The organism is Sphingomonas sp. Leaf30 (genome assembly GCF_001422525.1).
Lineage (GTDB): Bacteria > Pseudomonadota > Alphaproteobacteria > Sphingomonadales > Sphingomonadaceae > Sphingomonas > Sphingomonas aerolata.
This window is the reverse complement of the sequence record NZ_LMKZ01000002.1, coordinates 66209-79964: the sequence shown is the minus strand read 5'-3', so window position 1 is coordinate 79964 and position 13756 is coordinate 66209. Positions and strand designations below refer to the sequence as shown.

The following is a 13756-nucleotide window of genomic DNA, read 5'->3' as shown; positions in this document are numbered from 1 at the left end:
GGAAGGTACGGCGGAGGACGCAATGCTGGCTTTAACAGGGTTTGGGGTGATTGCGGCATTGCTCGCGGCTATCCTGTCGAACCGGGTGTCACCGTTGGTGGCGCTCATCCTAATCCCGGTGATTGCGGCTGCGCTGGTGGGCGTGGGCGGCCAGGTGCCGGCCTACGTCGTGTCCGGACTTGTCCGGATCGCACCGGTTGCCGGCATGTTTATCTTTGCCATCCTGTTCTTCGGCGTAATGACCGACGCTGGGCTACTGGCGCCGCTGGTTGCTTTGGTCGTGCGGCTGGTCGGAGATAGCCCAGAGCGGATCACGCTCGGGACCGCGCTGTTGGCTCTTGTCATCCATCTCGACGGCTCGGGGGCGGTGTGCTTCCTAGTGACGATTCCGGCGTTGAGGCCCGTATACGACCGTATTGGAATGGACCGAAGGGTGCTCGCATGTACCGCTTCAATGGCGGCGGGCGTGAACTTTTTGCCTTGGACCGGGCCGACGCTTCGAGCGTCCGCCTCGCTCCGCGTCTCGACTGCGGCGCTGTTTACCCCAATGGTTGGTGCACAGTTGGCGGGCTTGGCGTTCGTCGGCGCGGCCTCTTGGTGGTTGGGCCGGCGCGAGCGCCTGCGCTTGGCCGGGTTGCCACCACGAGCCGCCGAAACTGTCACCCGTGAAGTTATCCAATCGCCCGCCGGCTCTCAATGGCGGTTCTCGGTTAACGTCGTGCTAACCTTGATTGTCGTAGCGACTATGGTGTCGGGAATGGTCGAGCCCGTAGTTGTTTTTATGATCGGCACCGCGCTTGCGCTGCTCATCAACTTTCCCGGCGCCAAAGCGCAGCGCGAGCGGATCGACGCGCATGCTCACGCAGCCCTGCTTATGGCGAGCATATTGTTGGCGGCGGGCGTATTTACCGGCGTGATGACCGGCTCGGGCATGATCGCCGCAATGGCGGCGGGTGGGGCTGCTCACCTGCCGACGGCGGTTGGCGCACACATGGCTTCGCTGCTTGCGGTCGTATCGATGCCGCTTAGCCTCCTATTCGATCCTGACTCCTTCTACTTCGGCGTGCTGCCCGTGATAGCCGAGATGGCCGGGCGCTTCGACATCGCACCTGTCGAAATCGGGCGGGCCGCGCTCCTTGGCCAGATGACCACGGGCTTCCCGATTAGTCCCCTGACGCCGGCGACGTTCCTGGTTGCAGGTCTGAGCGGGATTGAGCTGGGCGCACACCAGCGCTTCTCAATCCCGTGGCTGTTTGGCGCGACGTTAGTGATGACGCTAGCAGCCCTGCTGACCGGGGCCATCCCGCTGTGAGCGCGCGGGGCGGAGAGCGCGATACTGTCCGTATCGGCGCGGGATCGGGCTTCGCAGGCGACAGGATCGAGCCCGCTATCGAGCTGGTCGAGCGCGGCGATCTCGATTTTCTGGTCTTCGAATGTCTTGCGGAGCGCACCATCGCCCTAGCGCAGGCGCGGCGTCAGGCCGATCCCGACGACGGGTTTGATCCCTTGCTTATCGAGCGCATGCGGCGAGTACTGCCGGCGGCGCACGCTAGAGGTGTACGCATCGTTACGAACGCCGGCGCCGCCAATCCAATTGCGGCGGCTCATGCCGTCGCCAAGGTTGCGCGTGACCTTGGGCTTGAGGGGCTGCGGGTCGCCGCGGTCACCGGTGACGATGTGCTGGCGTACGTCAGCGGCATCGACGTGCCCTTGATCGATGGCGTGGGCACAACCGCGACGCTGCGGGGGCGGATGATTTCGGCCAACGCCTATCTCGGCGCGGATGGGATCGTCGCAGCGCTAGATGCGGGCGCGGACGTGGTGGTTACTGGGCGGGTGGGAGATCCGTCGCTGTTTCTAGCTCCCCTGATCCATCATTTTGAATGGTCGAATGAGGACTGGACGCGGATCGGGCGGGGTACTCTGATCGGTCACTTACTTGAATGCGCTGGCCAGCTGACCGGTGGCTACTTCGCCGATCCCGGACGCAAGGACGTGGCAGGGCTCGCCCGGCTCGGCTTTCCGTTCGCGGACGTTGATGCCGAAGGGAATGCCGTCGTCGGCAAGGTTTCGCAGTCGGGTGGGGCACTGACCGTGGCGACTTGTACCGAGCAATTGCTCTACGAGATACTTGATCCTGGCGCCTACTTTCAGGCCGATGTAGTCGCGGATTTCACCCGCGTCGAATTCGAGCAGATTGCCCGGAATTGCGTTGCGGTCAGCGGCGGCTTGGGTCGCGAACGACCCAGCTCGCTCAAGGTGTCGATTGGCTACGACGACGGCTTTATCGGCGAGGGCCAAATTTCCTATGCCGGCCCAGGCGCGGTTGAGCGCGCGCGGCTGGCTATCGCGATCGTCGAGGAACGGCTTGCGCTGACGGGCGCCGCGCTAGACGAGCTTGAGTGCAGAATCATCGGGCTGGACGCGGTCAGCCGTCTGCCCGCCCTGGTCGAAGGGCAGGTTGGTGAAGTGCGCGCGCGCATCGTTGGCCGCAGCGGGACCGCAGCGGGCGCACAGGCCGTCGGCGCAGAAGTTGAGGCTCTTTATACCAACGGACCATTCGGTGGTGGTGGTGTTAGCCGCAGCGTCCGTCGCGTAGTTGCGATCGCCTCCTGCCTCGTCCCGCGCGAAGTGGCCATCCCCAGCTTTTACCTGGTCGAGGCTATCCATGCGCCTGCATGACCTTGCCCACGTTCGCACCGGCGATAAGGGGGATACGTCACAGATTTCGGTTATCGCCTATCGCGCGGATGATTACCCCCGGCTGGCTGCGGGGCTCACTCCCGACCGAGTCGGCGCCGCACTGAACGTGGCCCCGGCCTCGGTTCGCCGATATGAACTGCCACATCTTGGCGCGCTCAACTTCGTTCTCGAAGGGGCGCTGCGCGGCGGAGTGACGCGGTCACTGGCGCTTGACCCGCATGGCAAGACGCTTGGCGCACAATTGCTCACCCTCGAAATCGGAGAGGTGCCGTGACGGCAGCACGTTGGATTGCCTTGGGGCTTCTCGCTGCGCCCGGCCCTGCAGCGGCGCGGCTGACGCGGATCGTCATAGAGAGTCGGGAAGCGGCTGGCGCGGGCACGGAGATCCTGCGCGGGCATTATGAGGGTGAATTAAGTCCGGGTGACCCGCGTAACGCGATCATTACCGATCTGGCCGCTGCGCCACGCACGAAGAAGGGTTCCGTCGCCTACCGTGCGACCTTTGCCATTGCCCGCCCAGGCGAGACCACGCGGGCTAGCGGCGTGCTCATCTACGACGTTCCGAACCGTGGCAATGCGCGCGTTGAGGCCGATCCGCATGGACACATCCGCGTGGTCAGCGGCTGGCAGGGTGACATTCCGTCGCAGCCGGGCCTCCAGACCGCAACCGTGCCGGTGGCGAAGGGGCTAACTGGTCCAGTGCTGCAACGCTTCGTCAGCGTAGACCCAAGCGATGCGAGCGCGCCCATTGTAGGGGGCATCGGCCGGCCGGTCGCTAGACCGCTACCGGTCTCGCTCGATCCCCGAGCGGCGCGATTGTGGGTGCAGACCTCGGATACGGCCCCGCTACAGCCGGTTGCGGCAGCCGCTTGGGCCTTCGCAGATTGTAAAAAGCGGGCCTTTCCGGGCACGCCCGATCCACGACGATTGTGTCTCCGCTACGGCTTTGCGCGCGACCGTGCCTACACGCTTGTCTACCAGGGGCGTGATCCGCTGGTGCTGGGCGTCGGCTTTGCCGCCGTCCGCGATCTTGTCGCCTTCCTCCATCATGGCGCGCGTGACGACGCGGGCACGCCCAATCCGGTCGCGGGGATGGTACGCTGGCCAATTATCACCGGCACCTCGCAATCTGGTAATTTCGTTAAGAGCTTCATCAACCTGGGGTTCAACGCCGACGAGGCCGGTCGACGTGTCTTCGATGGCGCTAATCCGGACATTGCCGCCCGCCAGGTACCGCTCAACATACGTTTCGCGGTACCGGGTGGCGCTGCGGACCTGTTCGATCTCGGCAGTGAGGGAACGCTGTGGTGGGCGCGTTACAACGACCGGGTACGCGGTCGTGGGGTATCCAGCTTGCTCGATCGATGCCACTCAGATGGGACCTGTCCCAAGATTATGGAGACGATCGGCTCTGCCGAGCTGTGGGGGCTGCGACTGTCACCTGGGCTGGTCGGCACAGATGCGAAGACAGATCTGCCGCTGCCCGCGAACGTCCGGCGCTACTATTTTCCGTCGGTCACCCACGGCGGGTCGATTGCAGGCGGTTTCCCGCTTGCGGGCGAGAGGGCCGGCCCCGGCTATCCGCCCTGTGCACTAGCGCTGAATCCAATTCGCACCTCGGACCTTCGTCGAGCCCTAGTGGCGCGGCTGGTCGCCTGGGTAAGGGACGGAACGCCGCCCCCGCCCAGCCGCTATCCGACGATCACCGCGGGGGAGCTGGTGGTGCCAACGGGCGTATCGATGGGATGGCCGGCAATTCCGGAAGTGCCCAGGCCTGATGCGGCGATCAACCTGATGTCGGATTACGACCTCGGACCGGAGTTTCGGTACCGTGATGAGACCGGCGTAGTGACCATGCAGCGGCCACGCATTCGACGCGTCTTACCGGCGCGGGTGCCGCGCGTCGATAGCGATGGCAACGAGATTGGCGGCGTACCGTCTGTCCAGCTGCTAGTCCCGATCGGCACCTATACCGGCTGGAACATCCGCACATCAGGCTATGGCGCCGGTAGGTCATGCGGGTTCATAGGCGGATTCATTCCCTTCGCCCGCACCGAGGTCGAACGTCAACAGCGAGGTGACCCCCGGCCATCGCTGCAATTGCGCTACGGCGACCATGCCGGATTTGTTAGACGCGTGCGTGCTGCTGCTAATGCGCAGGTAGGCGACGGCTGGCTGCTTGCCGACGATGCCGCCAGCCTCGTCGCGGAGGCGGAGGCGAGCGATGTTCTCCGCTAGACGGCTCATCGCCTCAACGGTCGCACTCGGCCTCGCCGGCAGCGCTCCGGCAAACGCCGGTAGCGTCGATGCAGTCTGTGCCTCGCTGGCCGGGCCAGGGGTGAAGGCAATGGCCCAAAAAGGCTCATGCCGGGTGACCGGCGAACTTCGACCAGTACCAGGATCTCAGATCGGATTCGCACTGTGGCTGCCGCCCGAAGCGGCCTGGACTGGACGCATGGTGATGCTGGGCAACGGCGGCTATTCCTCACGACTACCGGAGGCTGCAATGGGTGCGGAACTGGCACGCGGTTCTGCGGTGGTGGCGACTGATACGGGGCATCAAGGTGATGGCCCCGAGTTCGCACGAGGTAGGCCTCAGACGATCGTCGACTGGGGCTGGCGCGCGGTACACCTGACCGCAATTACCGCGCGCACAATTATAAGCCGCTTCTATGGGCGGGGGCCGCGATATCGCTATTTCAACGGCTGCTCGACCGGCGGGCATCAAGCGATGACCGAAGCACAGCGCTTCCCACTAGACTTCGACGGCATCGTCGCCGGTGCACCGGGCGCCGCCCGCGTCCGGCTTAACGCGGGCTTCCTTTGGCAGTATCTGTCCAACCATCCGCGCGGCGATGACTTGCACGCGATACTAGACAGGTCTGACCTAGCGCTGCTCCAGGAAACCTCCATCGGAGCCTGCCGTGCCGCCAATGGCGGACCGGCCGGAGGCCTCGCTGGGGATGCCTGGCTTAATAATCCAATGTTGTGCCGGTTCGACCCAAGCGTGCTCGGCTGCCCGGCCGGTGTGGTGGCCGGAAAGTGCCTCTCGTCCGGCAAGATCGCGGCTGCACGGGCGATGTATGCAGGAGCGACTGATCCACGCACGGGTGTGCGGGTCACGACACCTTGGTTGCCAGGAAGCGAGGCCGGCTGGGCAGCCTATCTGGCCGAACCCGGCCAGCCGAACCAGCCCGCTCGTACCGACTTCTGGCGGATATGGGCATTCAGTGATGCCACTTGGTCGCCGTGGCGTTTCGATTTCGGTCGCGACTTGGCGACCGCGTACCGTAGGCTGAGCCCGACGATCGATGCGACGAGCCCCGCCCTTTCGCGCTTCCACGCTGCCGGCGGTAAGCTGCTCCAGTATCATGGGCTCGCTGACCCAGTCGTGTCGCCGTTAGACTCGACCGGCTACTACGCTACGGTTGCTGCGCGTGGTCCGACCCGCGACTGGTACCGCCTCTTCCTTGCCCCTGGTATGGCTCATTGTGGCGGGGGCCCCGGATTCTCGCGATTTAATACGCAGGTCGCGATCGAACGCTGGGTCGAGACGGGCAGCGCGCCCGATCGGATGATCGCTCGGCAAACTGATCTAAATCAGACCGCTGAACGGCCGCTATGCCCGTACCCAGCGCGCGCCGTCTTTGTCGGTGCCAACCCGACTAACGCGAGCAGCTTCGCCTGCCGTCCTTCTGGCCGTATTTCGGAGACGATCAAATGAGATCCCTTACCCTATCCGCGACCACGCTGGCGATCGCCGCCGTTGCGCTCCCCATCACCGCACAGCCCGTCGCGGCGCCGCTTGCAGACGTAGCGCGCACGACCGAGGAGCGGGTCGCCGCGCTGGTCAAGAAGATGACGACCGAAGAGAAGTTGACCCTGATCTTTGGACAGTTCGCGACCGATTTTCCGCCAAAGAAGTTCACCGCCCCAGTCGGCGCACGCGAGGGATCGGCAGGCTATGTCCCCGGTATTCCTAGGCTGGGCATCCCTGGGCAGTGGCAGGCGGACGCGGGCATCGGCGTAGCTAGCCAAGGCGGCGCCAAGCGTAAGCGAGAGCGTACCGCATTGCCGTCGAACCTCGCGACGGCCGCAACCTGGAATCAGGAGCTGGCGCAACGTGGCGGTGCGATGATCGGGGCGGAGGCGCACGCCTCCGGCTTTAACGTACTACTGGCCGGTGGAGTCAATCTAACGCGCGAACCACGTAACGGCCGCAACTTTGAGTATGGTGGCGAGGATCCACTGCTTGCAGGTACTATGGTGGGCGCGCAGATCGCGGGCGTACAGTCGCAGCACGTCATCTCAACCGTCAAGCACTTCGCGATGAACGACCAGGAAACCGATCGCAACGCCGGCAACGCCGTGATTGACGAAAAAGCGGCCTATTTGTCAGATCTCCTGGCCTTCGAGATTGCGCTGGAGAAAGGTGATCCGGGCTCGGTGATGTGCGCCTACAACCGTGTCAACGGTCCGCTCTCTTGCGAGAGCCCGTGGCTGCTCACCGAGGTGCTGCGCAAGGCCTGGGGATTTAAGGGCTACGTCATGTCCGATTGGGGCGCGACGCACTCGACGGAGGCTGCGTCCGCAGCGGGACTTGATCAGCAGTCGGGCTATCCGTTCGACAAAGAGCCGTTCTACGGCGAAGGTATGCGAAAGGCGATCGCCGAGCGGCGCATCCCCATCGCGCGGCTCGACGAGATGGTGTCGCGCATCCTCTACGCCATGGTACGCCACGGCTTGCTCGACCATCCGGTGACGACCGCGCCCTACGACTTGCCAGCCGCGATGGTGGCGCACGACGCAGCCATTAGCCGCGCCGATGCGGTCGAAGGAATAGTACTGCTGAAGAACGATCGCAGCCTGCTGCCCGTTGCCGCGGCGGCTAAGCGAATTGTCGTGATTGGCGGCCATGCCGACAAGGGAGTGCTTGCAGGTGGCGGCTCTTCCCTCGTCTACCCGCGTGGCGGCAATGCGGTGCCCGGCGTCCAGCCCGCCTACTGGCCCGGTCCAGTCATGTATTATCCCTCGTCGCCACTCGAGGCGCTCAGGCGCCGTTTGCCGGGCGCGACGATCAGCTACGTCGATGCCGGTGATCCCGCGGCGGCTGCGGCGGCGGCGCGGTCTGCAGACTTCGCAATTGTATTCGCAACGCAGTGGGCAGGCGAGGCGTTTGACGTCTCGCTTAACCTCCCTGACAACCAAGACGCACTGATTGAGGCGGTCGCCGCGGCGAACCCACGAACGGCGGTGGTACTGGAAACCGGTGGCGCGGTGCTAACACCGTGGGCGCCACGTGTTGGGGCGATCCTCGCTGCCTGGTATCCCGGCACCGAGGGTGGCGAAGCGATCGCAGACGTACTGACCGGCAGAATCAACCCGTCAGGCCATTTGCCTGTCACTTTCCCCACGAGCGTTGAGCAGCTCCCGCATCGCGAGATGCCCGGGAAGGGCGAGTTTCGCTATACCGAGGGAGCGGCCGTCGGTTACAAATGGTTCGAGTTAAAACGACTTTCGCCCGCCTTCGCCTTCGGCCACGGATTGTCGTACACCAACTTCCGCTACACCGGCCTAAGCGCAAGTGTGAAGGATGGCGTCGTCATCGCGCGCTTCAACGTCAGCAATACCGGTCGTCGCGCAGGCCAGGCAGTGGCTCAGGTTTACGCTGGAACGAACGGTTGGGAGGCGCCGCGCCGGCTTGCGGGCTTCGGCAAGGTTCCGCTCGCGCCAAGCCAGACGCGGACGCTCACTATTGCACTTGATGCCCGTACGTTGTCCGACTTCAACCTTGCCGGTTCTTGCTGGCGCCCAAGCTCCAAGCCGATCCGCCTGACAATCGGGGGCTCCTCGTCTGACCGCGCTGCTGAGACGACGTTGACCATCCCTGCTGGTGCTTTGAAGGGTACGCGGCTGTGCAGGTCTTGATACCCTTTTTTCCAAACCCCGCGGTATTGACCGCCATCAAGGAACCAACCGCCATGAACATTCGCCCCACCGCCATCATTGCCTCTGCACTTGCTTCCGCTTTCCCCGCCGTTGCTCAGGAGGCTGGTCCGACAGTAAAGATCGATACCGGCGTACTGCGCGGCCAAAGCGCTGATCAGGTCGAGAGCTGGAAGGGAATTCCCTTCGCCGCCGCGCCAATCGGTCCACTACGCTGGCGCGCGCCGCAGCCTGCCACCAAGTGGACAGGTGTGCGCGATGCCTCGCAGTACAGTTCGGACTGCATGCAGAAGCCGTTCCCCAGCGACGCTGCGCCGCTCGGCACCACGCCCGCCGAGGACTGCCTCTACGCCAACGTCTGGAAGCCGGCAGGCGCCAAGGGCAAACTGCCGGTGCTGGTGTGGATCTACGGTGGAGGCTTCGTCAATGGCGGCGCGTCCCCGCCGACCTATGCGGGCGCGAACATGGCCAAGAAGGGCATCATGTTCGTTAGCTTCAATTACCGCGTCGGTCGCTTCGGCACCTTCGCGTTGCCGCAGCTGACCGCGGTGAACGCCGATGGTGGGCGGCTGGGCAATTATGGGATCATGGACCAGGTCGCCGCTCTTCAATGGGTAAAGCGTAACATTGCGGCGTTCGGTGGTGATCCAGCAAATGTCACCGTCGCGGGTGAAAGTGCGGGCGGCATCTCGGTGCATGCCCTTGTCACCTCACCTGAGGCGAAGGACCTATTTAACCGTGGAGTGGTGATGTCGGGAGGCGATGCGCGCGCTTTCACGGGCAATACGCTTCAGGACGTCGAGAAGATCGGCGGGAATTTTGCGCGTTCCAAGGGCATCGATCCGGCCGCGCCCGACGCACTAAAGCGGTTGCGCGCGCTCTCGGCGGAGGAAGTGACCGACGGGCTCAGCATGGCTGGGATGGGGGGGCGCGCGGGTGCGCCGCCGACCAATTCCGGCCCGTTCGTCGACGGTAAGGTCGTGGTCGACGTCCGCAAGGCGTACGACGAGAACCGTTTTGCTCGAATGCCAATGATGATCGGCGCGACTAGCGCCGACATAGGCGGCAAGAGCGGCTTCATGATCGCCGGCGGGCGCGAAGCCTCGGCGTTGCTCGCCGACAAGGGCGTACCGGTGTGGGGCTATCGCTTCTCCTATGTCGCGGAATCAGTGAAGCAGCCGGGCGCGCAGCACGCGACCGATATTCCCTACTTCTTCGATAATACCCGCATCAAGTACGGGGCGGAGACTACAGCACGCGATGAGGCGACCGGCGAGGCGATGAGCACCTACCTTGCAACTTTCGTAAAGGCTGGTGATCCGAACGGCGGCGGGCAGCCACAATGGCCACGCTATACTCGCGCCAACGATACGATCGCCGACTTTGCTGCGAACGGCAAGACGGTGGTTGCTCGTGATCCGTGGGGTAAGGAGATAGAGCAGGCGAGCCAAAAGATGGCAGCTGCCAAAGCCTCCGGGCACTACACCACGCTGACCACGCCGGTCGGACAGCTGCTCGATAACACACAGGCGCGCGCCGTGCTCGAGAAGCATGTGCCCACGTTTCTGAAAAGTCCGCAGATCGATATGGCGCGAGGCGTGACGCTTTATGCGCTGCAATCATACCTACCCGATCAGTTCACCGACGTGGCGCTGGCAGCGATCGACCGCGATCTCGCTACAGTCCCGGTCTCCAAGTGAAGGGCAAGGCGGGGGCGAAAAGGATGACCAACAGGAGCAACGGCATGCGCAGGTTCGGCTTGTTTGCAGGCGCTCTCGCCGCAGCGGCGGTGGGGACCGTGATGACAACAACGGTGTCGGCGCAGCAGCAGCGGCCATCCGGTCAGCCTTGGTTGAACGCGAATCTGAGTGCCGATCAGCGCGCCGAGGCATTGCTAAAGGCGATGACGCTGGAGGAGAAGGCCGGGCAGGTATCGCAGCAGTTCATGTTCGGCGAGCCCGTGCAGTTCGAGCCAGCCGTGCGTGACAGCAAGGTCGGCTCGCTGCTGTTCGTGACCGATCCGGCGGTGATCAATCGGATGCAGAAGATCGCGGTCGAGCAGAGCCGGCTCAAGGTGCCTTTGATCTTCGGTTATGACGTGATTCACGGTTTCCGTACGATCTTTCCTGTACCGATAGCCAATGCGGCGTCGTGGGACCCGGCGGGCGTCGAACGAGCGCAGGGAGTGGCGGCGGCAGAGGCGCGGTCGGTTGGCATTCACTGGGCGTTTGCGCCGATGGTCGATATCGCCCGCGATCCACGCTGGGGCCGGATTGTAGAGGGCGCGGGCGAGGACCCGTTCCTCAGCGCCGCGATGGCGCGCGCTCAAGTGAAGGGCTTTCAGGGGCCAGCGATTGGCGCGCCGGGGCACCTAATCTCAGGCCCGAAGCATTTTGCCGGATATGCCGCGGCCGAAGGCGGTCGTGATTACGATAGCGTCTATATCTCTGAATCGCAGCTCTACAATGTCATCTTGCCGCCGTTTGCGGCGGCCGTACAGGCGGGCGCCGGAAACGTCATGAGCGCCTACATGGACCTGAACGACGTTCCCGCCGTCGGCAACCACTGGCTGCTGACCGATGTGCTGCGCGGTGAGATGGGGTTCAAGGGCTGGGTCGTGTCGGACGCCAACGGCACCAAAAATCAGGTTATCCAGAATTTTGCGACGAACGAGGCGGATGCGGCAGTGCGCAGCATTGCCGCGGGCAACGACATGGAGATGTCCTTCGGACCGGCGGCCTCGGCGACCACTCTCGCGGCATCGGTCCGCGCCGGCAAGCTTCCTGTGGCAACGCTCGATCAGGCGGTGCGCCGTATCCTGGTCGCCAAGTTTCGGATGGGTCTTTTCGAGAATCCGTACGTCGACGAGGCCGCGTCAAAGGCCACGCTTACGGATCCGGCGCATCGCAAGGCCGCCGAGCTAGCGGCAGAGCGCTCGTTCGTGCTTTTGAAGAACAATGGCGCGCTGCCCCTTGCGCCCGGCGCGGCCAAGCGAGTGGCGGTGATCGGTGCGTCCGCCAATTCGAAGCGCGACATGCTGGGGCCGTGGGCTTTTCAGTATGACCTGCCGGAGACAGTAACTGTGTTCGAAGGCATCCGCGATCGTCTAGGCTCTGCGGCGACTGTCGACACCGCGCCGGGCGTGCAACTCAAGCGCACGGTGCCCTCGATGTTTGAGAGCATTACTATTCCAGGCGTGGCCAAGCCGGAGCCGCGCTGGGACAAAGCGCGCACGATCAGTGAGTTCGATCGCGCTGTGGCGCTGGCGAAAAAGTCCGACGTAATTGTGCTGACGCTCGGTGAAGCGGAGGACATGAGTGGCGAAGGCGCGTCGCGCGCCGAGCTTAAATTGCCAGGCGATCAGCTGAGGCTGTTTGACGCAGTGATGGCGACGGGCAAGCCGGTAGTGGTCGTGACAATGAGCGGACGTCCGCTCGAACTCGGCCCTGTGCTCGAGCGCGCGCCGGCTATCCTCCACGCTTGGTACGCCGGCACGCGGGGCGGATCCGCGATTGCACGCACGCTGTTCGGTGACGTCAATCCTGGCGGGAAGCTACCGGTGACTTGGCCGCGTAGCGTGGGCCAAGTGCCGATCTACTATGCACACAACACGACCCACGCGCCCAAGGATCAGGGTAAGCGATACTGGGATACCCCTTCGACACCGCAATTCGAGTTCGGATACGGGCTGAGCTATTCGAGCTTTGTCATCGGCGCGCCGACGCTTAGCACAGCTACCCTCGCGTCCGGCGGGAAAGTCACCGTGTCCGCCACGGTGACCAACACCGGACGCCGAGCTGGCGACGAAGTGGTACAGCTTTACATTCATCAGCAAGCCGGCCGCGCATCGCGTCCGGTGCGCGAGCTAAAGGGCTTCCAACGGGTGACGCTCCAACCTGGCGAACGCCGCGTGCTCAGCTTCGATCTTGACGAAATCTCTTTGCAGTACTGGAGCGCCGCTAACAAGGGTTGGGTTATTGATCCGGGAACGTTCGACGTTTGGGTTGGCTCAAGTTCCAACGCCCCTAGTCACACAACCTTCGCTGTTATCGGGGAGCCACGTAAGGGGCGAGGGTGGAAGTAGCGGAGTGCGGTAGAACGTGCTGTCAGATCAAACGTGGCGGCCGGAGATGAAGCGGTAGGGGCTCGAATAGCCGCGTAGACTAAATTTTCGTTCCGCTAAGTCATTCGCCACTGGGGCATGGGATTAGTTGTTCTGAAGGAAGCCCGCCGATAATTTAGCTCAGGGCATTGGCGGGGAATGTCGTTCGGGCAATGTCGAAAATTGTCAAGAAACTGTGCGGATGTGTTTGTAGAATATTGCTACCGATGTTTGCTGGCGAGGCGTCTCATAAGCGAGTAAGGCGTTAAGAGTCGTACGGCGGAGATTGCAACCCCATCGGTAACTTTCCCGAAATTTGGTGAATGCGGACCATCCGCATTTTGGTGATAACTGGTGGAAACCGGACCGGCCGCTTTTGGGCAACGATTGCGAGAAGCAGCCGTCCGTTCAGACGATGAGGCAGGGGCTGAACCCCCGGTTACAGACTTTCCTCGGACTTCGCCCTTACGGGCAGGCAAACGACAAGATTGACGTCGGATAAAGGAATGCGGCGCTAGTCTAACCAGAAATTGCCGCGCTTGACGGAATGCGACATGCGACGCCCCATTTGTAGCACCGAGCGCCTCACGAAGCATTGATTTACTGCTTGCCCGCCGATCTCCGCTGCTTAGCGATGAGATGGTGACCCCTACGGGAGGGGAGCCTACTTGATCGAAGTAACGAATTAACGTCGTTCTCGACCCGCCGGTTTAGCCACGCTGTACCAGTCTGCTGTACCAGCGGTTGATGATTTACGTCATGTAGGGCTCGTCAGCCGCATGGGGAAGGGCGAAGCCACTCGGCGATTTTCTAAAGTTTTCGAGGTTGCATCGTCATCTACGTCCAAGTTTCCGCTGTGGTCTCACACGCGGAGCGCACTTACCATAATCGGATATTATGGTAACTTCAGCTATGTGCTACAAAGGCGAAACGCAGGATAAATTGGAGCAGCCGACAGGCGGCGCATGAGTGAGATTGTCGTCCACCGTACAGACGGGGAGGCGT

At 63.2% G+C, this 13756-nt stretch carries 8 protein-coding genes; all 8 read left to right on the top strand.

Translation table 11 applies throughout. The features are described 5' to 3' along the window. Positions 1-22 precede the first annotated feature (22 nt). Genes ASE89_RS07195 through bglX form a run of 8 tightly spaced genes read left to right on the top strand, consistent with a single transcriptional unit; the run spans position 23 to position 12733 of the window. On the top strand, positions 23-1312 hold the full coding sequence (locus ASE89_RS07195; RefSeq protein ID WP_056676358.1) for a CitMHS family transporter: 1290 nt from the start codon (positions 23-25) through the stop codon (positions 1310-1312). Next, on the top strand, positions 1309-2682 hold the full coding sequence (locus tag ASE89_RS07190; RefSeq protein ID WP_056675594.1) for an acyclic terpene utilization AtuA family protein: 1374 nt from the start codon (positions 1309-1311) through the stop codon (positions 2680-2682). The genes ASE89_RS07195 and ASE89_RS07190 overlap by 4 nt, the downstream gene beginning before the upstream one ends. Then, entirely contained in the window at positions 2669-2977 is a 309-nt protein-coding gene (locus ASE89_RS07185) for an AtuA-related protein (protein WP_056675591.1), read from the top strand. Before ASE89_RS07190 ends, ASE89_RS07185 begins: the two co-directional genes overlap by 14 nt. Next, complete coding sequence (locus tag ASE89_RS07180) at positions 2974-4941, top strand: alpha/beta hydrolase domain-containing protein (protein WP_156363343.1); 1968 nt, start codon at positions 2974-2976, stop codon at positions 4939-4941. Before ASE89_RS07185 ends, ASE89_RS07180 begins: the two co-directional genes overlap by 4 nt. Further along, positions 4892-6427 carry a tannase/feruloyl esterase family alpha/beta hydrolase gene (locus ASE89_RS19675; RefSeq protein WP_082451317.1) on the top strand — a complete coding sequence of 512 codons (1536 nt, stop codon included), beginning with the start codon at positions 4892-4894 and terminating at the stop codon, positions 6425-6427. Before ASE89_RS07180 ends, ASE89_RS19675 begins: the two co-directional genes overlap by 50 nt. Continuing rightward, positions 6424-8631: a beta-glucosidase gene (locus ASE89_RS07170; protein WP_056675583.1), complete on the top strand. Its 2208-nt coding sequence runs from the start codon at positions 6424-6426 to the stop codon at positions 8629-8631. The genes ASE89_RS19675 and ASE89_RS07170 overlap by 4 nt, the downstream gene beginning before the upstream one ends. Positions 8632-8684: 53 nt before the next feature. Continuing rightward, the gene (locus ASE89_RS07165; protein ID WP_056675582.1) at positions 8685-10349 is read left to right on the top strand and encodes a carboxylesterase/lipase family protein; all 1665 of its coding nucleotides are present in this window, start codon (positions 8685-8687) and stop codon (positions 10347-10349) included. A gap of 44 nt (positions 10350-10393) precedes the next feature. Continuing rightward, the gene (gene bglX / locus ASE89_RS07160; RefSeq protein WP_236701659.1) at positions 10394-12733 is read left to right on the top strand and encodes a beta-glucosidase BglX; all 2340 of its coding nucleotides are present in this window, start codon (positions 10394-10396) and stop codon (positions 12731-12733) included. Positions 12734-13756: the final 1023 nt, after the last annotated feature.